Annotated in this window: 26 protein-coding genes and 1 tRNA gene; 13 read left to right on the forward strand and 14 right to left on the reverse strand. The window is 71.3% G+C overall.

Annotation, left to right across the window (positions count from 1 at the left end; all coding sequences use genetic code 11):
- Window positions 1–10: 10 nt before the first annotated feature.
- The 3 genes from EDF50_RS08430 to EDF50_RS08440 all read right to left on the reverse strand — a co-directional run bounded on the left by EDF50_RS08430 (window position 11) and on the right by EDF50_RS08440 (window position 3,364).
- Window positions 11–1,051 carry a TerC family protein gene (locus tag EDF50_RS08430; protein ID WP_123519120.1) on the reverse strand — a complete coding sequence of 347 codons (1,041 nt, stop codon included), beginning with the start codon at window positions 1,049–1,051 and terminating at the stop codon, window positions 11–13.
- Between the two features lie 174 nt (window positions 1,052–1,225).
- Window positions 1,226–2,281, reverse strand: a complete 1,056-nt coding sequence (ctlX, locus tag EDF50_RS08435) for a citrulline utilization hydrolase CtlX (RefSeq protein WP_199738686.1) — start codon at window positions 2,279–2,281, stop codon at window positions 1,226–1,228.
- Window positions 2,282–2,332: 51 nt separating this feature from the next.
- The gene (locus EDF50_RS08440) at window positions 2,333–3,364 is read right to left on the reverse strand and encodes an ornithine cyclodeaminase (protein ID WP_123519121.1); all 1,032 of its coding nucleotides are present in this window, start codon (window positions 3,362–3,364) and stop codon (window positions 2,333–2,335) included.
- Window positions 3,365–3,512: 148 nt separating this feature from the next.
- Here EDF50_RS08440 and EDF50_RS08445 point away from each other — a divergent pair, with 148 nt between their 5' ends.
- Window positions 3,513–3,944 (forward strand): Lrp/AsnC family transcriptional regulator, encoded by a 432-nt coding sequence (locus EDF50_RS08445; RefSeq protein ID WP_123519370.1) that lies wholly within the window; start codon window positions 3,513–3,515, stop codon window positions 3,942–3,944.
- 30 nt (window positions 3,945–3,974) lie between these two features.
- Here the strand turns inward: EDF50_RS08445 and EDF50_RS08450 are convergent, their stop codons facing one another.
- Both EDF50_RS08450 and EDF50_RS08455 read right to left on the reverse strand, forming a co-directional pair.
- Entirely contained in the window at window positions 3,975–4,943 is a 969-nt protein-coding gene (locus EDF50_RS08450) for an epimerase (protein ID WP_123519122.1), read from the reverse strand.
- The gene (locus EDF50_RS08455; RefSeq protein WP_123519123.1) at window positions 4,940–5,647 is read right to left on the reverse strand and encodes a DUF4166 domain-containing protein; all 708 of its coding nucleotides are present in this window, start codon (window positions 5,645–5,647) and stop codon (window positions 4,940–4,942) included. Before EDF50_RS08455 ends, EDF50_RS08450 begins: the two co-directional genes overlap by 4 nt.
- Before the next feature lie 179 nt (window positions 5,648–5,826).
- On the opposite strand from EDF50_RS08455, the gene EDF50_RS08460 reads away from it, so the two are divergent.
- The gene (locus EDF50_RS08460) at window positions 5,827–6,669 is read left to right on the forward strand and encodes a sulfurtransferase (protein WP_123519124.1); all 843 of its coding nucleotides are present in this window, start codon (window positions 5,827–5,829) and stop codon (window positions 6,667–6,669) included.
- Between the two features lie 28 nt (window positions 6,670–6,697).
- Here the strand turns inward: EDF50_RS08460 and EDF50_RS08465 are convergent, their stop codons facing one another.
- Both EDF50_RS08465 and EDF50_RS08470 read right to left on the reverse strand, forming a co-directional pair.
- Window positions 6,698–6,904 (reverse strand): DUF1508 domain-containing protein, encoded by a 207-nt coding sequence (locus EDF50_RS08465; RefSeq protein ID WP_123519125.1) that lies wholly within the window; start codon window positions 6,902–6,904, stop codon window positions 6,698–6,700.
- Window positions 6,905–6,993: 89 nt separating this feature from the next.
- A complete protein-coding gene (locus EDF50_RS08470; protein ID WP_123519126.1) occupies window positions 6,994–7,398 on the reverse strand; it encodes a hypothetical protein in 405 nt (134 codons plus the stop codon).
- A 275-nt stretch (window positions 7,399–7,673) separates the two neighbouring features.
- Between EDF50_RS08470 and EDF50_RS08475 the strand changes: the two genes are divergently transcribed.
- Together EDF50_RS08475 and EDF50_RS08480 are read left to right on the forward strand one after the other, a co-directional pair.
- Entirely contained in the window at window positions 7,674–11,441 is a 3,768-nt protein-coding gene (locus tag EDF50_RS08475; protein ID WP_123519127.1) for an ATP-binding protein, read from the forward strand.
- Window positions 11,438–11,653, forward strand: a complete 216-nt coding sequence (locus tag EDF50_RS08480) for a hypothetical protein (protein WP_123519128.1) — start codon at window positions 11,438–11,440, stop codon at window positions 11,651–11,653. The genes EDF50_RS08475 and EDF50_RS08480 overlap by 4 nt, the downstream gene beginning before the upstream one ends.
- A 106-nt stretch (window positions 11,654–11,759) precedes the next feature.
- Here the strand turns inward: EDF50_RS08480 and mscL are convergent, their stop codons facing one another.
- From mscL to EDF50_RS08495, 3 genes are all read right to left on the reverse strand, one after another.
- Complete coding sequence (gene mscL / locus EDF50_RS08485) at window positions 11,760–12,254, reverse strand: large conductance mechanosensitive channel protein MscL (RefSeq protein ID WP_123519371.1); 495 nt, start codon at window positions 12,252–12,254, stop codon at window positions 11,760–11,762.
- A gap of 94 nt (window positions 12,255–12,348) precedes the next feature.
- Complete coding sequence (locus EDF50_RS08490) at window positions 12,349–12,747, reverse strand: FmdB family zinc ribbon protein (protein ID WP_123519129.1); 399 nt, start codon at window positions 12,745–12,747, stop codon at window positions 12,349–12,351.
- 26 nt (window positions 12,748–12,773) lie between these two features.
- The gene (locus EDF50_RS08495; RefSeq protein ID WP_123519130.1) at window positions 12,774–13,352 is read right to left on the reverse strand and encodes a 5-formyltetrahydrofolate cyclo-ligase; all 579 of its coding nucleotides are present in this window, start codon (window positions 13,350–13,352) and stop codon (window positions 12,774–12,776) included.
- A 66-nt stretch (window positions 13,353–13,418) separates the two neighbouring features.
- Here EDF50_RS08495 and galU point away from each other — a divergent pair, with 66 nt between their 5' ends.
- The 6 genes from galU (at window position 13,419) to EDF50_RS08525 (ending at window position 18,386) form a co-directional block, all read left to right on the forward strand.
- Window positions 13,419–14,315 carry a UTP--glucose-1-phosphate uridylyltransferase GalU gene (galU, locus tag EDF50_RS08500; RefSeq protein ID WP_123519131.1) on the forward strand — a complete coding sequence of 299 codons (897 nt, stop codon included), beginning with the start codon at window positions 13,419–13,421 and terminating at the stop codon, window positions 14,313–14,315.
- A gap of 16 nt (window positions 14,316–14,331) precedes the next feature.
- Window positions 14,332–14,979 (forward strand): GNAT family N-acetyltransferase, encoded by a 648-nt coding sequence (locus EDF50_RS08505; RefSeq protein WP_123519132.1) that lies wholly within the window; start codon window positions 14,332–14,334, stop codon window positions 14,977–14,979.
- A 130-nt stretch (window positions 14,980–15,109) separates the two neighbouring features.
- Window positions 15,110–16,156, forward strand: a complete 1,047-nt coding sequence (locus tag EDF50_RS08510; protein ID WP_123519133.1) for a hypothetical protein — start codon at window positions 15,110–15,112, stop codon at window positions 16,154–16,156.
- A 66-nt stretch (window positions 16,157–16,222) separates the two neighbouring features.
- Window positions 16,223–16,298 (forward strand) — tRNA-Ala (locus EDF50_RS08515).
- A gap of 195 nt (window positions 16,299–16,493) precedes the next feature.
- Complete coding sequence (locus EDF50_RS08520; protein ID WP_123519134.1) at window positions 16,494–16,697, forward strand: hypothetical protein; 204 nt, start codon at window positions 16,494–16,496, stop codon at window positions 16,695–16,697.
- Window positions 16,698–16,787: 90 nt separating this feature from the next.
- A complete protein-coding gene (locus EDF50_RS08525) occupies window positions 16,788–18,386 on the forward strand; it encodes a methyltransferase (protein ID WP_199738687.1) in 1,599 nt (532 codons plus the stop codon).
- An 11-nt stretch (window positions 18,387–18,397) separates the two neighbouring features.
- Here EDF50_RS08525 and EDF50_RS08530 read toward each other — a convergent pair whose 3' ends face one another.
- Together EDF50_RS08530 and EDF50_RS08535 are read right to left on the reverse strand one after the other, a co-directional pair.
- On the reverse strand, window positions 18,398–18,988 hold the full coding sequence (locus EDF50_RS08530; protein ID WP_123519135.1) for a TetR/AcrR family transcriptional regulator: 591 nt from the start codon (window positions 18,986–18,988) through the stop codon (window positions 18,398–18,400).
- A 113-nt stretch (window positions 18,989–19,101) separates the two neighbouring features.
- Entirely contained in the window at window positions 19,102–20,004 is a 903-nt protein-coding gene (locus EDF50_RS08535; RefSeq protein ID WP_123519136.1) for an NAD(P)-dependent oxidoreductase, read from the reverse strand.
- A gap of 241 nt (window positions 20,005–20,245) precedes the next feature.
- Between EDF50_RS08535 and EDF50_RS08540 the strand changes: the two genes are divergently transcribed.
- Window positions 20,246–20,428 carry a hypothetical protein gene (locus tag EDF50_RS08540; protein WP_123519137.1) on the forward strand — a complete coding sequence of 61 codons (183 nt, stop codon included), beginning with the start codon at window positions 20,246–20,248 and terminating at the stop codon, window positions 20,426–20,428.
- Between the two features lie 25 nt (window positions 20,429–20,453).
- Here EDF50_RS08540 and EDF50_RS08545 read toward each other — a convergent pair whose 3' ends face one another.
- A complete protein-coding gene (locus tag EDF50_RS08545; RefSeq protein WP_123519138.1) occupies window positions 20,454–20,951 on the reverse strand; it encodes a flavin reductase family protein in 498 nt (165 codons plus the stop codon).
- Window positions 20,952–21,440: 489 nt separating this feature from the next.
- Here EDF50_RS08545 and EDF50_RS08550 point away from each other — a divergent pair, with 489 nt between their 5' ends.
- Both EDF50_RS08550 and EDF50_RS08555 read left to right on the forward strand, forming a co-directional pair.
- Complete coding sequence (locus EDF50_RS08550) at window positions 21,441–24,011, forward strand: RNA helicase (protein WP_123519139.1); 2,571 nt, start codon at window positions 21,441–21,443, stop codon at window positions 24,009–24,011.
- Window positions 24,012–24,080: 69 nt separating this feature from the next.
- Window positions 24,081–24,842: an SDR family NAD(P)-dependent oxidoreductase gene (locus EDF50_RS08555; RefSeq protein WP_123519140.1), complete on the forward strand. Its 762-nt coding sequence runs from the start codon at window positions 24,081–24,083 to the stop codon at window positions 24,840–24,842.
- 125 nt (window positions 24,843–24,967) lie between these two features.
- Here EDF50_RS08555 and EDF50_RS08560 read toward each other — a convergent pair whose 3' ends face one another.
- Entirely contained in the window at window positions 24,968–25,501 is a 534-nt protein-coding gene (locus EDF50_RS08560; RefSeq protein ID WP_123519141.1) for a ribonuclease H, read from the reverse strand.
- Between the last annotated feature and the right edge of the window lie 116 nt (window positions 25,502–25,617).

Genomic DNA, 25,617 nt, shown 5'->3' on the forward strand with positions numbered 1-25,617 from the left:
ACGCCGACGCCTAGTGGCGCGTCGGGTCGTCCGAGTCCTTGGCGACCGTGACCTTCTCGCCGTCGATCTCGTCGCGCTTGGCCTTCTGGGCGTCGCCGCGGGTCTTGGCGAGGCTGGCCACCGTGGCGACCGTGATCGTCGCGCCGATGAAGAGCAGCGAGAACCAGATCGGGATCTCGGGCACCCAGAGCAGCGGTTCGCCACCGTTGATGAACGGCACCTCGTTGACGTGCAGGGCGTGGAAGACCAGCTTGACGCCGATGAACGCGAGGATGATCGCGAGACCCTGCGACAGGTACACCAGGCGCTCGAGCAGACCGCCGATCAGGAAGTACAGCTGGCGCAGACCCATGAGGGCGAAGGCGTTGGCCGTGAACACGATGTACGCCTCGTTGGTCAGGCCGTAGATCGCCGGGATCGAGTCGAGGGCGAAGACCAGGTCGACGAAACCGATCGCGATCACGCAGAGCAGCAGCGGCGTGACGAAGCGCTTGCCGCCCTTCTTGACGGTGAACTTGTCCTCGTGGAACTCGTCGTCGACGGGCAGCACGCGGCGGGCGATCTTGACGAACGCGTTGTCGGCGGCGTTGCCGCCGTGGTCGCCCTTGATCTGCTGGTAGGCCAGCACGAAGAGCAGGGCACCGAAGAGGTAGAAGACCCACGAGAAGTTCTCGATCAGCGCGGCTCCGGCGGCGATGAAGCCGGCGCGCATGATCAGTGCGATGACGATGCCGATCATCAGCACCTTCTGCTGGTACATGCGCGGCACGGCGAAGCCGGTCATGATCAGCAGGAAGACGAACAGGTTGTCGATGGACAACGCCTTCTCGGTGAGGTAGCCGGCGAAGTACTCGCCACCGAAGCCCCAGCCGCTCGTGAACCCGATGCCGACGCCGAAGAGCAGCGCGAGCCCGATGTAGAACGCCGACCAGCGGGCGGACTCGCCGATCGTGGGCTCGTGCGGCTTGCGCACGTGGGTGAAGAACTCGAACACGAAGAACGCGATGGTGACGGCGATGGTGATGAGCCAGGTGGTCAGTGTGACGTCCACGGGGGTGCTCCGGGTGGGTCGGGCTGATGAGGCGGGTCGAACTGCGCGGCGCGAGCGGCCGGACAGCGGAGAAGGCTCCTGAGAAGACGGTACGTGGGTGTCCGCTGGGGGCGTGCCCTCAAGCGACCGTGACAGTGCTGAGAAGCTGCAGTGCGTGCAAGGGTCGCGACCTCGTCAGCGAGGCGGCGTCGGTGGCAGGCCCGGCAGATCGGGCAGGTGCACTCCGGCCAGCATGCAGCGCACCGACCCCCCGGCGAGTTCGATCGTCGGCACCTCCAGCGGCAGGGGGCGGGCGTGACGCGAGATCGTGCGGCGTTGCGACGGTGTGAGCGCTGCCCAGCCGCGTGCCGAGACGGCCAGCACGGGCCCGTGGGCCCCCTGCAGCTCGAGCGCGTTGCCGGCGAACTCGCCGAGCTGGGCACGGGTCAGGGCGACCACCTCGCGTCCCGACGTCGACAGGCGCTCGACCACGCGCCTCCGTTCGCCCGGTGAGGCGATCGACTCGAGACCGACCAGGGCGAACCGGGACGCCACGCTCATCATGACGTTCGTGTGGTAGATCGGCACCCCCGTGGCGTCGGTCGCGGTGAAGGTCAGGGGCTCGTAGCCGAGGTCGTCGCAGACGAGGGCGACGGCCGCCTCGTCGGCCCGATGCGAGAGCGCGACGTAGGCGACGCGCTCGACGTGGTCGAGGACGAGTGCCCCGGTGCCCTCGGCGACGATCCCTCGCCGTTCGAGGGGTGAGCGGTCGAGCACCTCGGTCACGAGGTACCGCTCGCGCAGCAGGTCGACGACGTCGGCGCGGCGTTCACCCCGGCGGTTCGGTGAGTGCATCGGGTACAGCACCACCCGGCCGTCGGCGTGCGTCGAGAACCAGTTGTTGGGGAACACCCCGTCGGGCCGATCGGTCCGCTCGTCGTCGACGAGGTGCACCGTGACGCCCGCCGCGCGCAGGGCGTCGGCGGCCCGGGTCACCTCGTCGAACGCGCGCGCCGCGAGCTCGGTCCGGGTCGCGTCGACCTCGGCCGGATCGGTCTGGAACGCGTTGTCGGCCGCGGTCAGAGGGTTCGGCGTGAAGTGGTGCGGTCGCACCATCACGACCGCGGCGGGGGACTGCGTGGTCGGCCGCGCCTCCTCGTCGGCGCTTCGGGTGCGCGAGGAGGCGCGGAGTGCGCGGGGTGCCGACGTCGGGGACGAGGAGGCGCGGGGTGGGTGGTCGAGGATCGTCACGACGGTCTCGGCGCGGCGTCGGGGGCGGGTGCGGGGCCGGGGTCCGACGACTCAGACGCCGACGGGCCGACGGGCGGCGACGAGCCCGAAGAGGTCCTTCGGGTCGTCGGGGTCGGCGACGAGGTCGATCTCGACGGCGTAGTCGGTGCCGACGACGTCCTCGCGCAGGTACTTCAGGGCGCAGACGTCCTCGATGGCGAAGCCGACCGAGTCGAAGATCGTGATCTGCTCGTCGCTCGTGCGGCCGGGGCGCTGCCCCGCGACGACCTGCCACAGTTCGGTCACGGCGAAGTCGGCGGCCTGGTGCTGGATCTCGCCCTCGACGCGGGTCTGCTCGGGGTACTCGACGAAGACGTCGGCCCGGCGCAGCGTCGCCGGGTCGAGCTCGGTCTTGCCGGGGCAGTCGCCGCCGATCGCGTTGACGTGCACGCCGGGGCGCACGGCCTCGTCGGGCAGCACGACGGCGTTCTGCTTGTCGGCCGTGCAGGTCGTGATCACGTCGGCGCCGTCGGCCGCGTCGCCGGGGCTCGCGCACACCGTGATGTCGAAGCCGAGCGGCTCGAGGTTGCGGACGAACTTCGCGGTGGCGCGGGGGTCGACGTCGAACACGCGGACCGTCTCGAGCCCCAGGGCGGCCCGCATCGCCAGCGCCTGGAACTCGGCCTGCGAGCCGGCACCGATCAGGGCGAGCACGCGCGAGTCGGCCCGCGCGAGGCGCGTGGCGGCCATGGCGCTCGTGGCCGCGGTGCGCAGCGCGGTGAGGATCGTCATCTCGGCGAGGAAGGTCGGGTAGCCCGTGTCGACGTCGGCGAGCACGCCGAACGCGGTCACGGTCTGGTAGCCGCGGCCGGGGTTCGACGGGTGGCCGTTCACGTATTTGAAGCCGTAGGTCTCGCTGTCGCTGGCGGGCATCAGCTCGATGACGCCGATCGGGCTGTGCGAGGCGACGCGGGGCGACTTGTCGAAGGCGGGCCACCGGGCGAAGTCGCGCTCGAGGGCGGTCACCATGCCGCTGGTGATCGGGCCGACGCCGCGGTCGGTGACCCATCGGATCATGTTCTGCACGTCCACGAAGCGCACCACGGCGACCTCCTCCTGCTCGGCCCGGCTCGGTCGTCGCGTCCGGGTGACACCACGCTAGGACTGGGCGATGTGCAGCCACAATCACCAGGGAGCGTCATTACGCACGCTCGAACCGGTGATCTGCGCGGTCGTGCTGTACGTTTCGTGCATGGCGGATCTTGACGAACTGGACCGGCGCCTCCTGGCCGCCCTGCGGGTCGACGCGCGCGAAACGGCGGCGAGCCTCGCCCGGCGGCTGGGCGTGACCCGGGCGACGGTCACCTCACGGCTCGACCGGCTCGAGGCGTCGGGAACGGTCCTCGGCTACACCGTGCGGGTGCGCGAGGCCGACGATCCCGACCTGATCCGCGCCATCGGCTTCATCGAGATCGAGGGACGCTCGACCGACCACGTCATCCGCCAGCTGCGGGGCTTCCCCGAGGTGGCGTCCCTGCACACGACCAACGGCGGCTGGGACCTCGTCGCCGAGCTGCGCACGTCGTCGCTCGGCGAGTTCGACCGCGTGCTGGCCCGCATCCGCAGCGTCGAGGGCGTGGTCAACAGCGAGACCAGCCTGCTGCTCAGCTCCGTGCTGCGCTGACCCGGTGCACCCGGTCCGCGACGTCCGCCGCTAGGCCGCGCCGCGCCTCCCGGCGACGATGCTCTTCAGGGCCTCGTCGAGATGTGGGTGGACGAACTCGTACCCGCCGTCGACGAGGCGTTCGGGCAGCACCCACCGGCTCTTGAGCACGAGCTCGGTCTCGGTGCGCAGCACGGCCGTGCCGAGTTCGAGCATCCAGCGCCAGGCGGGCAGACCGAACGGCACACCGAGCACGCGACGGAGCGTGCGCATCATGGTGCGGTTGTCGCTCGGGTTCGGGGACGACAGGTTGAGCACACCGTCGACCGACTCGTCGTCGCGGGCGAACCGGATCGCCCCGAGCACGTCGTCGACGTGAATCCAGCTGAACTTCTGCCGCCCACCGCCCCGACCCTCGTGGTGGTACGTGCCCGCGGCGAGCCGGGCCCGGGTGGCGGGCCAGGGGCCGTCGAGCTGCGGCCCGCCGAGTCCCGCCCGCACGAGGTTCATCAGGGGGACGAGAGCGCTGCCGTCACCCAGCACGATGGCCATGCGCAGGGCGACGCGGCGGGTGGCGGGCAGCTCGCCGGCGAAGAACTCGGCCTCCCACGCCGTGGCGACGTCGACCGAGAAGCCCGAGCCGATCTCGCCGCCCGACTCGGTCATCGGGCGGTCCTCGGCGTGGCGGTAGATGGTCGCCGTCGACGAGTTCATCCAGACCCGAGGAGGCGCGGTGCACGCGAGCACCGCCTCCTTCAGTTCATGGGTCGTCTCGACGCGCGACCGCACGATCTCGGCACGGTTCTCGGGGCCGTAGCGGCAGTTCACGCTCTTGCCGGCGAGGTTGACGAGCAGGTCGGCCCCGTCGAGCAGGGCGGTGATGCCGGCGGTGTCGCCCCACGAGGCGTCGGGCCCGTGCCGCCCGATCAGGCTGACCCGGGCGCCCTCGGCGCGGAACGCGGCCGCGAGGTGCTGCCCGATGAAGCCGCTGGCTCCGGCGAGGACGATGTGGTCGGTCATGGGCGTGGTCCTCGTCGGGGGTCGGGGTCGGGGTCGGGGTCGGAGTGGAGGTCGGTGTCGGTGTGGCGGCCGCCCGGCCGGTCGTCGGCGACGACCTCGTAGTCGAAGTGACCGGTGTATTCGTACAGTCGGCCGAGCGCGGGGGAGTCGAGCACGACCGACACCCGCTGGCGGCCGACCGACTCGTCGAAGCTCTCGTGCAGCGTCACCCGCGGGGCGACGGCGCGTGGCAGGGGCACGTGCACCCGCCCCACGCGAAGCGCCGTTCCCGTCGACGTCATCGTCAGGGCCCCGTCGGCGACCGTGGCGCGTAGTCGGGCCGACCAGCGGCGCCGGTGGCCGAGGCGGTCCTCGAGGCCGTCGCCCCGGGCGGTGATCGCGTCGACCATGCGACGCGATCCGTCGGCGAAGTCGAAGCTGCGCACGGCGTGGACCGCGACCGCCCCGGTGGCGTCGGTCACGCCCCGGTTGGTGACGCGGAACGGCACGTCGCGTCGGTCGACGGGGAACAGCACGCCCTGGCGACCGAGCACCCAGAGCACGGGCCAGAGCCACCGTCGGGGCGTGCCGACGACGGCGAACGTGCCCCGCCCGCGGCCGACCGAGCCCGCCGGCACGGCCGAGAAGTAGGTCCGGAGGCGCGGGTGCAGTCGGTCGAGCTCGTCACCCATCGCGGCTTCGTACGGGGAGCGCGCCGCGGTCATGACCTCACGCTAGGGGACCGACCGGTCCCCGTCCGCGCGGTCCCTCGACATCGAGAAGTCCTCAGGTGTGTGTCGTGACCGGCGGGGTCCGGTGGACTCGCGCCTCCTCGGGTGACCGCGGCCGCGACCGTGGCTCACACCCCCGTCCGGTCGGCGGGCGTCCCGTTAGCCTCGTGGGCATGACCCATCCCCTCGTGACCGCAGCCGAGCTCGACGCGACCGTGACCGGCGGGGGTGTGGTGCGCCTGCTCGACGTCCGGTGGTGGCTCGACCGGCCGGACGGTCGCCCTGCGTACCGCGAGGGGCACCTGCCCGGCGCGGTCTACGTCGACCTCGACTCCGAGCTCGCCCGGCACGGCGAGCCCGTCGAGGGACGTCACCCGCTGCCCGACCGTGGCGAGCTGCAGGCCGCCGCCCGGCGGTGGGGACTCCGCGACGGTGACGCCGTCGTCGTCTACGACGACCTCGGCGGGCAGTCGGCGGCACGCGCCTGGTGGCTGTTGCGGGCCTCGGGCGTCACCGACGTGCGTCTGCTCGACGGCGGTCTCGCGGCCTGGGCCGAGGCGGGGCTGCCGCTCGAACGGGGCGACTCGGCCGTCGTGCCCGGCGACGTCACCCTGAGCGACACCCCCTGGCCCGTCATCGACGCCGACGCGGCAGCCGCCTGGCCGTCGACCGGTGTGCTGGTCGACGGCCGAGCCGCCGAGCGCTACCGCGGCGACGTCGAGCCGGTCGACCCCCGGGCCGATCACGTCCCGGGCGCCGTCAACCTGCCCACGTCGGGCAACCTCGACTCCACCGGCCGGTTCGCCGACGCCGCGGTGCTGCGATCCCGCTTCGAGGAGGCGGGGGTCACGCCCGCCACGCCGGTCGCCCTCTACTGCGGGTCGGGCATCACGGCGACCCACAACGCGTTGGCCGCGACGATCGCCGGGTTCGACCCCGTGCTGTTCGCCGGGTCGTGGAGCGCCTGGTCGAACGACGCCTCGCGGCCCGTCGCCACCGGGGACCGCCCCGGGTGACGCGGGGGACGCGGGCCCAGGGCCGCGATCAGTCGGCGTGTCCCGGCACGGGGGCGGTCGTGCGGTCGTCCACCACCGCGTCGACGGCGGTGCGACGCACGGCGTCGATGCCGTTCATCGCGGAGCCCTTCTGCTTGTAGGACTCGGACGAGGCGATGACGTCGCCGGTGCCGGTCGTCAGCGCGAAGCGGTATTCGCCCGAGGCGTCCTGGGTGACGACGAACTTGCCTGCCATGTGGGTCCCCTTGCACGAAGTGGTGCGCGCGCTCTGCGTGGCGACAGCATAGGGCCGCGCCCCGACCCCCGGGCCGGTGGCCGTCGGCGTCAGTCGGCCAGCAGGACGGCCATGGCGCCCTTGAGGGCCTCGCGGTCCCGGCGCAACTTGGCGACCTCGGCCTCGAGTTCGGCGACTCGTTCGGCCGTGGCGGCCGACCCCGAACCCGGGGGGCGGCCCCGACGCGGCGTGGCCGTCGTCGCGGGAACGGCCGCGTCGTCGTCGTCCGAGGTGGCGTCGAGTTCTCGCTCGACCTCGTCGTCGGGTGCCGGCGCGGGGGCGATCGAGCGCTCGTGGGCTCGGATCCACCCACGGAGGGACTGCTCGCCCACCTCGAACTCGGACGCGGTCTCGCGGATGATGGCCCGGTTGCCGGGCTCGGCCTCGCGACGCTCGAGCACCCGGGCGAGCGACTTCTCGCGCGTCTCGTCGCTGTACTTCTGTTCGAAAGGCATGTGTGCTCCTGATGTCGAGACACGATGTCGTGTCAGCTCATTGAATAGCCCCCGTGATGACCGTACTGTACGTTGACGTGTCGGCGCACGGCTATGACGACGACTCACGTAACCGATCGTGTCGCGCATGATGACGAACCCTGTAACACGCCGGTCGATGGGCGTCAGGTGTCGCCGAGTGGTCCACCGGCGTGCGGGTGGCCCGGCCTCGGCGACTCGCGGCGGAACCGCCCGTCCTCCGGCAGTTGTCGAGGCGGACCGCTTAAGGTGTCAGGGTGTGGCGAGCCGACAGACAACATGGCAACGATGACGACGAGAACGACTCCGTCGCCGTCCCGACCGGCGCGCCCTCGGGCGTGATCTCCCCCCACGCCGTCAGCCTCGGTCACCCGGGGCAGTCCCTGGGCAACGTGGCCGAACCCGTGTGGAACACCTGGCGCGAGTCCCTCCGACGGGTCGGCGGCCCGTCCACCCTGCTGCACTTCGGCGACTCGCAGCGGTCCCGCATCGAGCTGAGCACGACCCACCCGGGTGGTCTCGCCCAGTTCATCACGGGCAAGACGACCCTGCTCTCCAGCCTCATCCGCGACGACCTGGCCCTGCGCACGGCCCGCGCGGCGGCCGGGGAGATCGCCGCGAAGGGGCTCGAACTGAGCACGGTCCGCGGCATCGACGCCGTGCACCTGGCCATCGGCGTCGCCGCCTGGTCCTTCGCCGGAGAAGACTTCCGGGCCCCCGTGCTGCTTCGCCCGTTGGCGATCCGTCGACACGGGCGTGACTTCGAGGTCAAGCTGCTCGGCGAGCCCTTCCTCAACCCGGCGCTGGTCGACGCCCTGCACGACCAGTTCGGCATCACGCTCGACGCCGAGTCCTTCGTCTCCCTCGCCAGTCGCGAGGGATCGTTCACGCCCAACCCGGTCATCGACCGCCTGCGCGGGCTGACCGCCCACCTCGAGTGGTTCACGGTCCAACCGCGACTCGTGGTCTCGACGTTCGCCGAGGTCTCGACCGAGATGGCCCTCGACGCCCGCGAGCTGGGCCACCCGGTGCTCGACGCGCTCGCAGGCAACCCCATGGCCATCCGCCAGGTCGAAGAGGCCCATCGACCGGCGACCGCCACGCCGCAGGACGAGCGCAGTCCCGAGACCGACACCCTGCTCCTCGACGCCGACCCCGAACAAGAGAACGTCGTGGCGCAGATCGCCGCCGGTAACTCTGTCGTCGTCAAGACCCTGCCCGGCACCGGTGGCACGCAGACCATCGTCAACGCGGTCGGTCGTCTGGTGTCGCAGAACAAGCGCGTCCTCGTGGTCAGCGCCCGCCGGGCGACCTTGCGGGGCATCACGAGCCGTCTCGCCGACATCGGCCTGCCGGGCGTCGCCGTCAGCCCGACCACGCTGCGCCGTGACGTGATCCGGTCCATCTCGCGCAACGAGAAGGCCACCCACCCGCACATGGGAGAAGTCGACGACGCCCTCGTGCGCCTCCGCAAGGTGCTCGTCGACTACCGCGGCGCCCTCAGTCGTCGTGACCCCGAACTCGGCGTCTCGGTGCTCGACTGCCTCACCGAGCTCTCGAGGCTCGCCCTGTTGCCTGCCGCCCCGGCGACCACCGCCCGGCTCAGTCGACGCAGCATCGCCGCCATGGTCGACGGCCGCGGCCGCGTGGCCGAGACGATGGTCGGCGCCGCCAACCTGGGTGAGTTCAAGTACGGCCCGGGGGACTCGCCCTGGTACGGCGCCCGCTTCACCGAGAGCGTCGGGGCCGGAGACGCCCACCAGCTCGCCAAGAACCTGCACCACCGCGACCTTCCCCGCCTCCTCGAGCGGGCCGAGGACGTCATCGGCAGCACCCGCATGCGCCCGTTCGAGACCGTCTCCGAGCTCGGCGTCTACCTGCGCCTGCTCACCGAGATCCGCGACACCCTCGACAAGTTCATGCCCGTGGTCTTCGACCGCTCGGTCGCCGAACTGGTCGCCGCGACGGCACCCAAGCGCGAGGCGCCCGACATGTCGAGCGCCAACCGCCGACGCCTCAAGAAGCTCGCTCGCGAGTACGTGCGACCCGGCGTGCACATCGCCGACCTGCACGGTGCCCTGCAGCGCATCCAACAGCAACGTGTCGTCTGGCAGCGCTACGTGTCGGCCGGCACCCCACCCGAGGTGCCGACGGGCATCGCCGACACGCACGTGCTGCACCAGCAGGTGTCCCAGGACCTCGAACGACTCGACGGCCCCCTCGGGCTCGATGGCGTCGACGGGCTGACCGAGATCGGCGTCGTCGAGCTGCAGCAGCGGCTCGAGGCCCTCGCCGCCGAGAGCGACGTGCTGCAGAACCTGCAGGAGCGCACCGAGCTCATGACGACCCTGCGCGACCTCGAACTCACCCCGCTCATCACCGACCTGGCCAACCGTCACGTGCCCGAGCACCAGGTCGCCGCCGAACTCGAGCTCGCCTGGTGGCGCTCGGCACTCGAGTCGCTGCTCGAGGCCGACCGCGCCCTGCTCGGCGCCAACACCGCGATGCTCGACCGGCTCGAAGCAGACTTCCGCCTCGTCGACGAGGCCCATGCCGCGGGCAGCGCGCAGCTGCTCGCCTGGCTGCTGGCCGAGAACTGGAAGATCGGGTTGGTCGACTGGCCCGACGAGGCCTCGGCCCTCAAGGGACTGCTGCGGCAAGGGCACCTGACCGCGCGTCTGCTGCACGACGCGGCCCCGCACCTGTCGCGGGCGATCGCACCCGTCTGGGTCGCGTCGCCGTACGAGGTGCACACCATCGCCGACACGGTTCCCTTCGACACGGTCGTGCTCGTCGACGCAGGGGCCACGACCCTGGCCGAGAACGTCGGGGCGATCCGTCGCGGAAAACAGACGGTCGCGTTCGGCGACCCGGTGACCCAGACGCCCTCCGAGTTCGACATCGGAGTCGTGCCGGGCAAGCCGCCGGTCGACACCGACGAAGAAGCCCTGGCCGCGTCCCACTCCGAGAGTGCGCTCGCGCGCCTGGCGACCCTGCTGCCCACGCTCTCGCTCACGCGCAGCTATCGCGCCGGCGGAGAAGACCTCGCCGAGTTGGTCAACCGCCGCTTCTACGGCGGCCGCATCGAGTCCCTGCCCTGGGCGGGCAGCTTCCTCGGCCACGGCAGCATCGCGCTCGACTACGTCTCGGGCGGCACGGCGGTCCCCGATCCCGAGTCGGGCGCCGTCGAGAGCGTCGATGCCGAGGTCGACCGCGTCGTGTCCCTCGTCCTCGAGCACGCCCGCACGCGTCCGAGTGAGTCGCTGATGGTGCTGACGGCCTCGGCCAAGCACGCCGTCCGCGTGCAACAGGCCGTGCTCACCGCGGTCTCGGGCCACAAAAACCTGACCGAGTTCGTGGTGGGCGATCGCAGCGAGCCGTTCATGGTCGCCACGCTCGAACAGAGCGTCGCGCAGAGCCGTGACCACGTCGTCTTCTCGATCGGCTACGGCCGGACCCCGCACGGCCGCGTGCTCAGCGACTTCGGTCCGCTCGGCCAGCCGGGCGGCGAGCGCTTGCTCGCGGTCGCCATGACCCGTGCGCGCCGGTCGATGGTCATCGTCACCTGCTTCCAACCGGGCGACATCGACTCGAGTCGCATGGGCCACGGAACGGTCGCGCTCAGCGAGATCCTCACCGAGGTCCAGGCCCGGACGTCGGCCGAACACGTCCCGGACGACAGCGAGCCCATGCTCGTCGACCTGGCCCGCCGGCTCGAGATCAAGGGCATCCCCGTCGCCCTCGGTCACCGGGGCAAGCTCGGCCTCGTCGCCGCTCACGACGGCGTCTGCGTCACGATCGAGACCGACACGACGCTCTCGCGCACGAGCCTGCGCGAGTCGCTGCGCTCGCGACCCGAGGTGTTGCGACGGCTCGGCTGGCACTACATCCGCGTGCACGCGTTCCAGCTCTTCACCGATCCCGACGCCGTCGCCGAGCGCGTCGCCGAGGTGCTCGGGATCGGCGATTCGCACACGCACGAGGTGCCGGCCGTGTCGGCGAGCCAGCACGTCAACCGTCGATGACGTCAGGAGGCGCGGCGTCCGACGGCGACGCCCGTGGCGCCCTCGAGGCGGTCGAGCAGCGCCCTCTCGTGGTCCGACGGAGGGCCGGGCGTCGTGTGACCACCGACCCGGTGCCGGGCAGCGACCCGACACCCGCGCCCGAACCCGGTCGGCAGGGATCGAGCGAGAACGACCAGCGACTGCGTGCCGACGTGCCGCCCCACTGGGGCTGAGCCGCCGAAGGCCTCAGCGGCGACGAACCACGGATGCGAAGACGAGCCCCGTTTCGTCGGGGTTCGTCTTCGCATCCGGGGTGATGGGGCAGCGGGCGCCCGGGTGTCAGCGGCTGCCGAGCGGACCGTTCTCGCTGTGCGGGTCGCGCGACTCGAGCACCGGGGCCGCGTGCGAGCCGGAACCCGGGGCCGGCACGGCCTGGGCGCGCAGCAGGTCCCTGATCTCGCTGAGCAGTTCGACGTCGGTCGGCGGCACGTCGGCCGGGGTCTCCTCGGCCCTCTGCTTGGCGAAGGTGCGCTTCAGCAGGTTGTTCACCGGCAGGACGAGCACGAAGTACACGACCGCGGCGATGATCAGGAACTGGATGGCGGACCCGATCACGGCACCGAACATCAGCTTCGCGCTGCCGCCACTGATCGTCGGGATCGTCACGACGAGGGCGTCGTCCAGCATGCTCGCGTTGAACGCGGCACCGATGAGCGGGTTGAACACGTTCGACACGAGCGACGTCACGATGGCCGTGAAGGCCGCTCCGATGACGACCGCGACGGCGAGGTCGATGACGTTGCCGCGCAGGATGAACTCTTTGAAACCCTTCATGGGCGACTCCTTCTGATCCGACGAGAGGGGATTCTCGACGTACAGCCAACCACGGAGGCGCACCCGGGTGATCCCGTCGGTCGCCTCGACCGGGTCAGGACGAGCTGGAGGAAGAGCCCGACGAGCTCGAGCCCGACGAGCTCGAGCCGGAGCCCGACGAGCCCGACGAGCCGCTGCCGGACGAGGACGAACCCGATCCGCTGCCCGAGGCGCCGGACGTGGCGGAGCCGCTCGCGCCTCCTGAGCTCTTCTCCGACGAGCCGGACGACGACCCCTTGTCGCCCGAGCCGGACGACCCCGAGGCCGACGTGCCCTTCGACCGCGAGTCGGTGCGGTAGAAGCCTGACCCGTTGAAGGTCACGCCCACGGGGCTGAAGACCTTGCGGAGCTTGCCCTCGCAGACCGGGCAGACCGTGAGGGTGTCGTCGGTGAACGACTGCACGATGTCGAAGGCGTTGTCGCACTCGGTGCAGCGGTACGAGTAGGTGGGCACGGAGGCGCTCCTGAGGGAAGGCGAGTCTAGAACTCGTGGATGCCGGAGGGGGTGACGACGCCGTCGACGGGTTGGTCGTGCCGTTCACGGGGCACCGACTCGACGTACTCGGGGTCGAACACCACAGCATAGACGGGCGGGCGGCGCTCCATCGAGCCGAGGGTCTTGTCGAAGTAGCCCCGACCCCAGCCCATGCGCATGCCCCCCTGGTCGACGGACGCGGCGGGCACGACGATCAGGTCGACGTCGTTGATCGCCATCGGGCTGAGCACCTCGCCGACGGGCTCCGGCAGGTCGAACAGGCCGCGGGTCTCGTGCTCGCCGTCGCCGACGGCCCAGTCGAGCAGGCCGTCGGCGCGGGTGATCGGGAACAGCACGCGGATGTCGTGGGCGAAGGCCCAGTTGAGGAACGGTCGGGTGTCGGGCTCGACGTCGGTCGAGAGATAGGCGGCGATCGAGCGCACCGACAGGGCCGTGGCCAACTCGGTGAGGTGCCGGGTGATGCCCTCGGTGGTCTGGTCCCTCTCGTGTGCGCCGAGGGTGCGGCGCTTCTGGCGGATCTCGGCTCGCAGGGCGCGTTTGGCGTTGCCGACGTCGTCAGTCATGAGGACGAGCTTAACCGTCCGACTATTAACCTCCGCGAAACGTCGGGGATGGATACGCTGACCCGCATGGGCTTCACGATTTCTAAAGCAGTCATTCCCGCCGCGGGCCTGGGGACACGGTTCCTGCCCGCCACGAAAGCAATGCCGAAGGAGATGCTGCCGGTCGTCGACAAGCCGGCGATCCAGTACGTCGTCGAAGAGGCCGTCAACGCGGGCCTGACCGACGTGCTGATGATCACGGGCCGCAACAAGAACGCGCTCGAGAACCACTTCGACCACGTCAGCGAGCTCGAGGAGACGCTGAAGAAGAAGGGCGACCACGACAAGCTCGCCAAGGTCAACCAGTCGACCGACCTGGCCGACATGCACTACGTGCGACAGGGCGACCCGCTCGGCCTCGGTCACGCGGTGCTCCGCGCCAAGATGCACGTCGGACGTGAACCCTTCGCCGTCCTGCTCGGTGACGACATCATCGACGCCCGCGACCCGTTGCTGACGCGCATGGTCGAGGTGCAGGGTCAGAAGAACGCGACCGTGATCGCCCTGCTCGAGGTCGACCCCTCGCAGACGCACCTGTACGGCATCGCCACGGTCGAGAAGACCGACGAGGAGGACGTCGTCAAGGTCACCGGCCTCGTCGAGAAGCCGGCGCAGGGCGAGTCGCCCTCGAACCTGGCGATCATCGGCCGCTACGTGATCCGTCCCGAGGTCTTCGACGTCCTCGAGAAGCAGGAGCCGGGCAAGGGCGGCGAGATCCAGCTGACCGACGCGCTGATGAAGATGGCCGGCGCCGAAGAGTGGACCGGCGGCGTGTACGGCGTCGTGTTCCGTGGTCGTCGGTACGACACCGGTGACAAACTCGACTACATCAAGGCCATCGTGCAGCTCGCCTCCGACCGGGACGACATCGGTGGCGAACTGCGCCCGTGGTTGAAGGAGTTCACCGCCGGGCTCGAGAAGTAAGCAGGCGACACGTTCCGTGACGAACATCCCCACGCTGACGGAGGGGGCGGTGACCATCCGCGCCCTCCGCCTTCGTGACACCCGCGACCTCGACCAGGCCCTGATGGAGAACCGGTCCTGGCTCCGGCAGTGGGAGGCCACCAACCCGAACGGCTTCACCAGCCACGACGTGCGCGGCAGCATCCGCTCGCTGCAGACCAACGCCCGGGCAGGTCTCGGCCTGCCGTTCGCCATCGAGCTCGACGGCCGGTTCGTCGGCCAGCTGAACGTCTCGGGCATCACCTACGGCTCGCTCGGTTCGGCGACCATCGGCTACTGGGTCACCCAGGGCGCGGCGGGCCACAACGCGACGCCCATCGCGGTGGCGCTCGCGACCGACCACTGCTTCCGCGCCCTGGGCCTGCATCGCATGGAGATCTGCATCCGGCCCGAGAACGCCCCCAGCCTGCGTGTCGTCGAGAAGCTGGGCTTCCGCTACGAGGGCCTGCGACGTCGCTACATCCACATCAACGGGTCGTGGCGCGACCACTTCTGCTTCGCCCTGGTCGCCGAGGAGGTGCCCGAGGGAGTCCTGCGCCGCTGGACCACGGGCACGGTGCCGGCAGGGCAGGGCAGCGTCCCGGCCGAGGCTCTGGCCGAAGCCGGACGCACGCTGCCGCTCTGACGGCTCGGCCCTCACGACTCGGCCCGCACGGGGCCGTCCGTCCGTCCTCCGCGCGGATCCGTCCCACGACACGCGGACACACCTGTCGATCAGCGGCCTCCGGGGCCCGCCCGCTCATACCTTGGTCACCATGAACATCGAGTCGTGGGGTGGAGGCGTCGTCCTCGCTCTCGTCGCCGCGCTCTGGCTCGTCTACCTCGTGCCCACCTGGCAGCGGCGACGCGAGTACCTCGCGACCGAACGGAACGCCGTCCGGCTGCAGCAGACCCTCCGCATCCTCGCCCAGACCGCCGAGGTGCCCGACGAGGTGCGCGTCGAGGCGAACGCCCGCTCGGTCGCCGACGCGCAGAAGATCCTGCGACACGAGGAGGCGCGGCGCGAGGCCCTCAGGAGGGCCCACGAGGCGGCGCGTCAGCGCGCCGTCACCCGCGAGCTCGCCGCGGCCGCCCCCGTGTTGCGGGCCGCCGACCGCGACCCCGCCCTCGCCGCGCGCCGGCTGCGACGCTCCCGCCTGGTCTCGACCGTCGTGCTCGCGCTGAGCGTGGTCGCGGTGGTCGGAGGTGTCGCCGCGGGCCTGACGTCGTCCTGGGTGCTCGTCGTCGCCGGTCTCGTCTTCGGTACGGGGGCGATCGCGATGCTCACGCAGTTGGCCGCCGTGTCGCGGGCACGGGCCCGCCGAGCGGTGGTCGCTCCCGTGGCCCAACCCCTCAAGGACTTCTCGCAGGTCTTCGGCCAGGGTGTCGTCCTCCGCGACGACGAGGCCTCGTCGGAGTCGCGGCAGTGGACGCCCGTGCCCGTCCCGAAGCCCCTCTACCTGCGGCGGGGACGTCAGCGTCCCGCTGCGGCATCGTCGGCGGACGCCGCGGCGGCGGAGCTGCAGCAGGACTCCCGCCGCTCGGTCGAGTCCCTGCGCTCGGCCCAGCACGACGCCCTGCGCGAGGCCGCCCGGGCCGAGGCCGCGCTGCAGTCGACGCGACACGCACAGGTGGCCGCCGCCGCGCCTCCTGCCGCCGCCGCCGTGCCCGCGGGCGCCGCGGTCCCCGCCGAGGAGGCGCGGGTCGAGCCGGTCGCGCCGCCCCGCCCCCCGAGTCGCTTCGCCCGGATGGGCATCATCGACGATCTGCCGCAGTCGGACTTCTCGCTCGACGAGGCGCTGCAGCGCCGTCGCGCCGTCTGACCCTCGCGCCCGGGGCCTCAGGTCATCCGGGCGTCGTCGAGGTGCTATCGTGGCAGAGCAGTTTCCGGGGCTATGGCGCAGTTGGTAGCGCGTCTCGTTCGCAATGAGAAGGTCAGGGGTTCGAATCCCCTTAGCTCCACCAGAGAAGGCCCGGGTCGACCACGACCCGGGCCTTCCGCGTGCCGGCCACCGCTGTGCCGGCCATCGCTGTGCCGACCATCGCTGTGCCGGCCACCGTTGTGCCGGCCATCGCCCGAGCCGCGTCTGCGGCGGGGACGAGCTGATGGATCCGCTGTGAGCGGGGGCGGACGGGGTGCGGCGGTCGTAGCATCCGGGCATGTCACTCGCAGTCAGCATCGTGCAGCACGACGAACATGATCACCCGGTCTGGTATCTGCAGTACTCCTATGCACGCTCGCTGCCCGGAGCGCCGGCCCGGGGTCCGTACCATTCGCGTCTCGACGCCGAGGAGGCGCTGCACCACCTGCGTGACGCCGCCCACATGTACGGCGAGTTCGAGATCTCGGTGCTGCCCGCCTGACCCCCGCCAGGGTGCGCGGCCGCCGGTCGAGCACCTCCCGCGACGTGTCCTCGGTGACCGCCGCCGCGCCTCCTGCACCATGATGGACGGGTGCCTCAGACGACCCCGACCGACCCCTCGACGCCCCACCTCTCGACCGACCCCGAGCTGCTCGCACGCCTGAGGGCCGACCTGGCGTCGTCCGGGTTCACGGTCGAGCGGCTGCAAGGTGCCGACGCCTGGGGGTCGCGCGCCGGAGCCGCCCTGTTCCGTGGTGAACGGGTCGCCGCCCGCCGAGCGCTGGCCCGCAGCGCCGCCCGGGACGCGTCGGTGCGTCCTGCGGCCACGCTCGCGCTGACGTTCGTGCTGGGCTACTCGCAGACCGTCGACGCGGTCGCCGAGGCGCTGCCGACCCTGGGCGTCGACGGCGCGGTCACCCTCGGGCTCGTCGCGAGAGAGGCCGACACGGTCCGCGCGCTGATCGACCTGCGCCCCTACGCGTTCGTCGACGCCTCGGGCGAGGCCGGCTGGTGGATCGCCTCCGACCTCGGCGAGCTCGTCGTCGAGGGTGCGCTGCGCGAGGACCACGTCCTCGGCGTCGGGGGAGCCTCGGCCACCCTCGCCGGCCTGATGATCTCCCGCCAGGTCGACCGAGCGCTCGACCTCGGCACGGGCTGCGGCATCCAGGCGCTGCACGCGGCCCGGCACGCCCGGCACGTCGTCGCCACCGACATCTCTCGACGGGCCCTCGACTTCGCCGCGTTCAACGCCGCTCTCAACCTCGTCGACGGCATCGAGCTGCGCCTGGGCAGCCTCTTCGAGCCCGTCGCCGGCGAGACCTTCGACCACATCGTCTCGAACCCGCCGTTCGTCATCACGCCTCGGGCCGAGGGCGTCCCCGAGTACGAGTACCGCGACGGCGGCATGGTGGGCGACGACCTCGTCGCCTCGGTCGTCGAGGGCCTCGGCCGTCATCTCGCTCCGGGCGGCGTCGGTCAACTGCTGGGCAACTGGGAGTCCGGAGGCGCGGCCGCGGTCACCGGCAAGAAGGGCGCCTACTCGGTCGCCGACTGGGCGGCCCGGGGCGACGTTCCCGTCGACGTCTGGGTCGTCGAGCGCGAGGTTCAAGATCCCACCGCGTACGCCGAGACCTGGATCAGGGACGGCGGCACCCGACCCGGCACCTCCGACTTCGAGCGTCTGTACGAGGCCTGGCTCGGTGACTTCGAGGCCCGCGGCGTCGTCGAGGTCGGCTTCGGGTACCTGACCGTGCGTCGGCCCGTCGACGACACGAGGCCACCCGTGGTGCGCACGGAGCGCCTCCTCGGTGGCCTCGGCCAGAACGACGTCGGACTCGGCGCGCACCTGCTCGGGACGCTCGACGCGATCGACCTGGTGCGCGGCCTCGACGACGAGCAGCTGGCCGCGCGACGGCTGGTCGTCGCGGGCGACGTCACCGAAGAGCGGCACTACTGGCCGGGCAACGACGACCCCACGGTGATCTCGCTGCGGCAGGGCGGCGGCTTCGCCCGGACGGTCGACTCGGGTACGGCCCTGTCGGCGCTGGTGGGTGCCTGCGACGGCGAGTTGAGCGTCGGCGCGATCGTCGCCGCGCTCGCCCAGCTGCTCGGAGTGGACGAGCGAGAGCTGCGGGCCGAGCTGCTGCCGCAGGTGCGAGAGCTCGTGACGACGGGCATGTTGCGCGCCTGAGCCCGGTGGCGTCAGGCGGGAGTCGCCACCGCGGACAGCGCCAGACGCCAGACGAGCTCGACGTGCTCGGCCATGTCGGTCCCGGGGTCGAGCATCCACTGGATCTGCATGCCGTCGCTGACCGCGAGCAGCACGGTCGCGAGGCGGGTGGGGTCGAGGCCGGCGGGGACCTCGCCCCGCTCCTGCCGGTCGCCGATCGCGTCGGCCACCCGGGCGCGGATCGAGGCGTAACGCTCGACGAAGTACGCGTGGGCCGCGTGGCTCGGGTCGCTCGTCGCGGCCGTCGACATGCTCGCGAAGAGTTGGACGAGTCCCGGGACGTCGGCGTTGTGTCGGATGACCGCGATCAGCTGCTCGACGATGTCGACGTGCGGGTCGGCGAGGGCGTAGTCGACCTCGTCGCGTCGGCGGAGGATGGCCGTGAAGAGTTCGTCCTTGCTGTCGAAGTAGTGCAGCAACCCGGCCTGGCTCAAGTCGACGGACTCGGCGAGCTCTCTGACCGATGTGCCCCGGAAGCCGTTGCGGGCGACCACCTCGAGCGCCGTGTCGAGGATCTCGGTGCGCTTGGCGACACCCTTCGCGTACGAACCCCGTTGTGCCATGCGGCCAGGCTAGCGCCGGTGGTGATCGGGGGTGAGGCGCGCCTCGTGATGCGACCCGCGCCTCCTGGTCCGACGGATCAGGAGGCGCGGGTCGTCGGTCGGAGGGTCGCGCGTCAGCCGCGGTGGTTGCCGGTGCGCTCGCCCCACTCGCGCCAGGAGTACTCGGGCACGAAGCCGAGCAGGTCCCGGGCCTTGTCGCTGCTGAGCAGCGGCTCGACGCCCTCGACGGCCCGGCGCTTCTCGACCTGCGGCCAGTACTGCTCGGCGAGGACGGCGGTCGGGGTGTTCATCACGGTGTCGGAGGCCGCGATGATGAACGCCTCGAAGCCGACGAGGTCGCTCTCGAGCGCCCGGCGCACGGCCTGCGCTCCGTCGCGGGCGTCGATGTACGAGAACAGGTTGAAGGTGCGCTTCTCGGGCGTCTCGTCGAAGGGGTACTCCGAGTAGTCGCCGTCGTCCATCACGTTCGAGAAGCGCAGGCCGATCAGCTTGAGCTGGCGGTCCCACCGGGTGAAGTGCCGCGCCATCTCCTCCTCGACGGCCTTGCCGAGCGAGTACGACGACTCGGGCCGCACCGGGTACTCCTCGTCGAGCGGCAGGTAGGGCGGGTCGATGTCGAAGGGGATGCCCAGCAGGGTCTCGCTCGAGGCCCACACGACGTTGCGGATCTTGGCGGCCCGGGCCGCGGCGAACACGTTGTAGCTCGAGGTGACGTTGTTGGTGAAGAGGGCGGCGTTCGGCACCAGGCCTGGAGCCGGGATCGCCCCGAGGTGCACGACGGCGTCGATGTGGTCGTACCGGTCGTCGACGCTGGTCAATGCCTGGGCGACCTGCCCGTAGTCGGTCAGGTCGACCTTGACGAACACGACGCCCTCGACGGGGTCGGGGCTGGGCACCCGGTCGAGCAGGACGACCTCGTAGCCGTGCTCGGCGAGGTCGCGCACGACGGCGCGGCCGAGCTTGCCGCTGCCGCCGGTGACGGCGACTCGGGTGGTGGGGGTGCGGGGAGACGACATCGTCGGCCCTTTCTGCCGGGAGTCCGGCGGGTCTGGAGGTGCACGGATCGGGCTGCGCGCCTCCCTCGTGTCTACTAGTCGGCGGCCGTCCGTGGTCGGACGCGGGCGGGTGGCTCGGTCGACTCCGTGCCGACCCCCGGGAGGCGCGGTGCCGGTCCTGATCCGCTGGGAGCCGTGTCGGACGTGCCGGGTAGCTTCGGGCTGACCGGGGTCGAGCGTCGGCCCCCTGAGAGAGGCACCCATGAGCACGCCCACGAACCCTGCGAACCACGACGCCGACGAGCGCACCGACCCGGCTGCCGTGCACGGCGACAGCCCCGAGCCCGTCGAGCTGCACGGCGAGTCGCCGGCCGACGAGGCCGCGGTCGAAGGGGCCGTCGACCAGGTCGACGGTCTGCTCGGCGGCCCGGGCCGCATCGCCTGAGCCCGGGTCCCGGCTCGGCGTCGTGTCAGCCGATCGGCTGCAACGAGTGGAAGGTCGCGCCGTGATACACGAGCGGTGCCGTCGTGTCGTCGACCTCGGCTCCGAGCACCTGCAAGATCACGACGACGTGGTCGCCGGCGGGGACCTCGCGGTGGACGACGCACTCGAGCCGTAGTGGGGCTCCCGACACCAGGACGGCGCCGTCGCCGGTGACGACGTGGTCGACGTCGGTGAACCGGGAGGCGCGGTCGCGTGACGAGAGCCGGCGGCAGAGCAGGCCCTGGCCGGCGGCGAGCACCGACACCCCGAGGCTCGGCGCCTCACGCAGGCGGGCCCACGTCGCCGAGTCCTGCCGAGCGGCGAAGGTCACCATCGGCGGGTCGAACGACGCCCCGACCGTGAAGCTCGAGACGACCATGCCGTCGGGGCCGTCGCCGCCCGAGGCGGCGAGGGCGGCGACACCGCTCGGGAAGGCGGCGAACACGGAGCGGCCGGCCGGGGCGAGCGATGTGGTGCGGGTCATGGGGCTCCCGTCGAGAGATGTGAACCAGGTGGTTCATCGCGACGCTAGCCGTCAGGTGTTTCATCCGGATTACGCGTTCTTCCAATCACCTGCAAGTCACCCACCACGGCGGGTGCTGGGCGAGGTACGGTGTAGTGCGCTCACCGGCTGGTTACCGGGGCGCCCGTTCCCGACAAGCGGCTGTCGAACCCAGCGTGGTCTCCTGATCCGACTTCGTGAGGTCCACGGCCGTGGGCCCGGTGGGTACGCCCTGGTCCGAGCACTGCTCGTCGACCGGGGCGTGCCCTCTTCTCGTCCCCGTCGTCCACCGCGCCTCCCCGGGGTCGCGTGCCGCGCCTCCTCGTGATTTACTTGAGGTCCTCTCACCTCGTGAAGGTTCAGGGTACGAGGCAGGGGGTCGGCCGCGGGGGCGCCATGTCGTCTCCGCGGCCGACGACCCGACATCCGGCGTCGCCCGCGACCCGGTCGATGGTGCAGGGTTGACTCATCATGTCGCCCGCCCCCGCCGCACCCCTGGCCGCCCTGCTCCCCTCGACGCCCGGGGCCGACTCGTACGACGCCGACACCGCCTACACGGCCTTCGCCGAGTGGGCCGAGTCGCGCGGTCTGCCGCTCTACCCGGCGCAGGACGAAGCCATGATGGAGCTCGTCGGCGGAGCGTCGGTGATCCTCAGCACGCCGACCGGCACCGGCAAGTCGCTCGTCGCCGCCGGTGCCCACTTCGTCGCCCTCAGCCAGGGGGGACGGTCGTACTACACGGCCCCGATCAAGGCTCTCGTCAGCGAGAAGTTCTTCGCCCTGGTCGAGCTCTTCGGGCCCGAGAACGTCGGCATGGTGACCGGCGACTCGTCGGTGAACGCCGACGCGCCCATCATCTGCTGCACCGCCGAGATCCTCGCGAACCTGGCCTTGCGGCACGGGGCCGACGCGGACGTCGACCAGGTCGTCATGGACGAGTTCCACTTCTACGGCGACCAGTCGCGCGGTTGGGCCTGGCAGGTGCCGTTGCTGTTGCTCCCGCGGGCGCAGTTCCTGCTCATGTCGGCGACCCTCGGCGACGTCACGCGCATCACCGACGATCTCGCACGGCGCACGGGTCGGCCCGTCGCACGGGTCACCGGCGTCGAGCGTCCCGTGCCGCTGCACTACTTCTACGCGCAGACACCCGTGCAAGAGACGGTCGAAGAGCTGCTCGCGACCGGTGAGGCTCCCGTCTACGTCGTGCACTTCTCGCAGGCCGCGGCCCTCGAGCGGGCGCAGGCGCTCTCGAGCATCAAGGTCGCCAGCCGGGAGCAACGCGACGAGATCGCCGAGCTGATCGGTGGCTTCCGGTTCAGCACCGGTTTCGGCAAGACGCTCAACCGCCTCGTGCGTTCCGGCATCGGCGTGCACCACGCGGGCATGCTGCCCAAGTACCGACGCCTCGTCGAACAACTCGCGCAGCGGGGGTTACTGCGGGTCATCTGCGGCACCGACACGCTCGGCGTCGGCATCAACGTCCCGATCCGCACGGTGCTGCTCACGGCACTGACCAAGTTCGACGGCACCCGCATGCGTCAGCTGAGCGCGCGCGAGTTCCACCAGATCGCCGGGCGGGCCGGCCGCGCGGGCTACGACACCTCGGGTACGGTCACGCTGCAGGCCCCCGAGCACGAGATCGACAACCTCAAGCAGATCGAGCGGGCCGGTGACGACCCGAAGAAGAAGCGCAAGATCGTCCGCAAGAAGGCGCCCGACGGGTTCGTGTCGTGGGGCGAGCCCAGCTTCACCAAGCTGATCGCGGCCGAGCCCGAGGCTCTCACCTCGCACATGCAGGTGACCCACGCGATGCTGCTTAACGTCATCGGTCGGGGCGGCGACGTCTTCGCGAACGTGCGCTCGTTGGTCTTCGACAACCACGAGCCGCTCGCCAAGCAGTACGCCATGGCCCGGCAGGCCGTCTCGATCTACCGCACGCTGCGCACCGCCGAGGTCGTCGTGCAAGAGCCCTCACCCGACGGCGGCGCCCCGACGATCCGTCTGACGGTCGACCTGCAGGCGAACTTCGCCCTCAACCAGCCGCTGTCGCCCTTCGCCCTGGCGACCTTCGACGTGCTCGACGTCGAGTCGCCCACCTACGCGCTCGACATGGTCTCGGTGGTCGAGGCGACCCTCGACGACCCCCGGCCGATCCTGTCGCAGCAGCAGTTCAAGGCCCGCGGCGAGGCGGTCGCCGCGATGAAGTCCGAGGGCATCGAGTACGACCAGCGCATGGAGCTGCTCGAGGAGGTCACCTGGCCCAAGCCGCTCGACGAGCTGCTCACCGCCCTGTTCGAGACCTACGCGGCGTCGCAACCCTGGATCGGCGACTTCGCGCTCAGCCCCAAGTCGGTCGTGCGCGACCTCTACGAACGTGCGATGACGTTCGGCGACTTCGTGAACTTCTACGGGTTGGCGCGGTCCGAGGGACTCGTGCTGCGCTACCTGTCGGACGCCTTCCGTGCCCTGCGGCAGACCGTACCCGACGAGGCGAAGACCGACGAGCTGGTGGACGTGATCGAGTGGCTCGGCGAGCTCGTCCGGCAGGTCGACTCGAGCCTGCTCGACGAGTGGGAGGAGATGGTCAACCCGCGCGAGGTCGAGGCCCACGACGAGATCGTGCCGCCGACGCTGCGCAACCTCACCGCCAACGCGCGGGCCTTCCGCATCATGGTGCGCAACGAGCTGTTCCGTCGCGTCGAGCTGGCGGCCCGTGACGACGCCGACGCGCTCGGCGCCCTCGACGCGGGCTCGGGCTGGGACGCCGACCGGTGGGGCGAGGCGCTCGACCGCTACTACGACGAGTACGACTCGATCGGCACCGACGCCGAGGCCCGGGGGCCGCAGATGCTGCAGGTCGAGCACCTGCCCACGGTGTGGCGTGTGCGGCAGATCCTGGCCGACCCCGAGGGCGACCACGACTTCGGCATCTCCGCCGTCGTCGACCTGGCCTCGAGTGACGAGCGCGGCGAGGCCGTCGTGACCGTGACGGCCGTGGGCCCGGCCTCCGAGCGGAGCCGGCCGTCACCCCTCGAGGGGTAATCTCGTAGGGTCGTGCCACACCCCGGCAGCCGACCAGCTCCGCCCGCGTTCCACCACGAAGAGGTCGCCATGTCTCGTCTGTCCGGCAAAGTCGCCATCGTCACCGGGGCCGCCTCGGGCATCGGCGAGGCGATCGTCCGCCGGTTCGCCGACGAGGGTGCCCGGGTCGTCGCGACCGACATCGTCGACGGGTCGGCCGTCGCGGCCGAGACGGGGGCCGAGTTCGTGCAGCACGACGTCGCCAACGGCGGCGACTGGAAGCGCGTCATGGACCGCATCGCCGACCACTACGGGCGACTCGACGTGCTCGTCAACAACGCCGGCATCGTCTCGGGCCAGTCGATCGACGTCACCCAGCTCGAGAGCTGGAACCGCGTCTTCGCCGTCAACGTCACGGGCGTCATGCTCGGCACGCGCTTCGCCATCGAGCAGATGCGCGCGAATCCCGACGGCGAGGGCGGATCGATCATCAACCTGGCCCCGGCGACGTCGTTCCTCGGCTTCGGTGACGACGCGGCGTACACCGCGAGCAAGCACGCCCTGGTCGGTCTGACCCGGTCGAGCGCTGCGCACGCCGCCCAAGAGGGCTGGAACATCCGCATCAACTCGCTGCACCCCGGTCCGACCGACACCGCGCTGTTCCGCCGCCAGGTCGAGGCCCAGCCGCAGGTGCTCGAGGCCTTCCGGGCGATGAGCCCGCGGGGCCGCTTGGCCAAGCCCGACGAGGTCGCCGGGCTCGCCCTGCACCTCGCGAGCGACGACTCGGCCTTCTCGACCGGCGCGCAGTTCGTCGTCGACGGCGGCCTGTCGAGCACGCACCCCTCGATGTAGCGGCACGGCGCGGCGCGGCGCGGCGCGGCGCGGCGCGGCACGGCGCGGCACCGCGTGTCGTGCACGGCACCGCGTCTAGATCAGGTGCGGTGCACGACACGCGGTGCCGTGCGGTCGCTGCGGGATCAGAACAGCGTCGCAGGAGGCGCGGGCGGGGTCGCCTGCGCCGTGATCGGGTCGGTCGTCGCGACCGGTGCCCCGGGCCACCCGGGCCCGGACGGCACCTCGGTGCGGTTCTGGAACGCCGTGGCCGCGCCCCGGGCCCGCACGTCCGCCGCCTCGTTCATCTCGTGGCCGACGTGACCCCGGACCCACTCGAAGCGCACCTTCCGCCCGGCCAACGCGGCGTCGAGCTCTTTCAGGATCTCGACGTTGAGCACGGGCTTGCCGTCGGCCTTCCGCCACCCCTTGCGCTTCCAGCCGGGCATCCACTCGGTGCAGGCCTTGATCGTGTACTGGCTGTCGCACAGGATGTGCAGGTCGTCGTCGGTGCCGGCCGTGGCGCGCAGCAGCTCGAGCACGGCCGTCAACTCGCCCTGGTTGTTCGTGGCGCGTGGCCAGCCACCGGCCGCCCACCGCTCGTCGTCGACGTACCAGGCCCATCCGGCCGGGCCGGGGTTGCCGAGGGCCGATCCGTCTGCTGCGGCGGTGATGGTCATGCGGGGTGCTCCTTGCGTCGACGGGGTGCCGGTCCACGGTAACGTGCCGGGCGCGCCCGACCGGACCCGCGCCTCCTGCGGGGGCATCGCGTCCCGGGTGTCGCATCCCCGCGCGT

Source organism: Frigoribacterium sp. PhB24 (assembly GCF_003755185.1).
Taxonomy (GTDB): domain Bacteria; phylum Actinomycetota; class Actinomycetes; order Actinomycetales; family Microbacteriaceae; genus Frigoribacterium.

What these genes read in the sequence shown, in the direction of transcription:
- EDF50_RS08445 (WP_123519370.1), top strand. Translation starts at nt 3,513, where the DNA reads ATGGCGGATCTTGACGAACTGGACCGGCGCCTCCTGGCCGCCCTGCGG.
- EDF50_RS08450 (WP_123519122.1), bottom strand. Translation starts at nt 4,943, where the DNA reads ATGACCGACCACATCGTCCTCGCCGGAGCCAGCGGCTTCATCGGGCAG.
- EDF50_RS08455 (WP_123519123.1), bottom strand. Translation starts at nt 5,647, where the DNA reads ATGACCGCGGCGCGCTCCCCGTACGAAGCCGCGATGGGTGACGAGCTC.
- EDF50_RS08460 (WP_123519124.1), top strand. Translation starts at nt 5,827, where the DNA reads ATGACCCATCCCCTCGTGACCGCAGCCGAGCTCGACGCGACCGTGACC.
- EDF50_RS08465 (WP_123519125.1), bottom strand. Translation starts at nt 6,904, where the DNA reads ATGGCAGGCAAGTTCGTCGTCACCCAGGACGCCTCGGGCGAATACCGC.
- EDF50_RS08470 (WP_123519126.1), bottom strand. Translation starts at nt 7,398, where the DNA reads ATGCCTTTCGAACAGAAGTACAGCGACGAGACGCGCGAGAAGTCGCTC.
- EDF50_RS08480 (WP_123519128.1), top strand. Translation starts at nt 11,438, where the DNA reads ATGACGTCAGGAGGCGCGGCGTCCGACGGCGACGCCCGTGGCGCCCTC.
- mscL (WP_123519371.1), bottom strand. Translation starts at nt 12,254, where the DNA reads ATGAAGGGTTTCAAAGAGTTCATCCTGCGCGGCAACGTCATCGACCTC.
- EDF50_RS08495 (WP_123519130.1), bottom strand. Translation starts at nt 13,352, where the DNA reads ATGACTGACGACGTCGGCAACGCCAAACGCGCCCTGCGAGCCGAGATC.
- galU (WP_123519131.1), top strand. Translation starts at nt 13,419, where the DNA reads ATGGGCTTCACGATTTCTAAAGCAGTCATTCCCGCCGCGGGCCTGGGG.
- EDF50_RS08510 (WP_123519133.1), top strand. Translation starts at nt 15,110, where the DNA reads ATGAACATCGAGTCGTGGGGTGGAGGCGTCGTCCTCGCTCTCGTCGCC.
- EDF50_RS08520 (WP_123519134.1), top strand. Translation starts at nt 16,494, where the DNA reads ATGTCACTCGCAGTCAGCATCGTGCAGCACGACGAACATGATCACCCG.
- EDF50_RS08530 (WP_123519135.1), bottom strand. Translation starts at nt 18,988, where the DNA reads ATGGCACAACGGGGTTCGTACGCGAAGGGTGTCGCCAAGCGCACCGAG.
- EDF50_RS08535 (WP_123519136.1), bottom strand. Translation starts at nt 20,004, where the DNA reads ATGTCGTCTCCCCGCACCCCCACCACCCGAGTCGCCGTCACCGGCGGC.
- EDF50_RS08540 (WP_123519137.1), top strand. Translation starts at nt 20,246, where the DNA reads ATGAGCACGCCCACGAACCCTGCGAACCACGACGCCGACGAGCGCACC.
- EDF50_RS08545 (WP_123519138.1), bottom strand. Translation starts at nt 20,951, where the DNA reads ATGACCCGCACCACATCGCTCGCCCCGGCCGGCCGCTCCGTGTTCGCC.
- EDF50_RS08550 (WP_123519139.1), top strand. Translation starts at nt 21,441, where the DNA reads ATGTCGCCCGCCCCCGCCGCACCCCTGGCCGCCCTGCTCCCCTCGACG.
- EDF50_RS08555 (WP_123519140.1), top strand. Translation starts at nt 24,081, where the DNA reads ATGTCTCGTCTGTCCGGCAAAGTCGCCATCGTCACCGGGGCCGCCTCG.
- EDF50_RS08560 (WP_123519141.1), bottom strand. Translation starts at nt 25,501, where the DNA reads ATGACCATCACCGCCGCAGCAGACGGATCGGCCCTCGGCAACCCCGGC.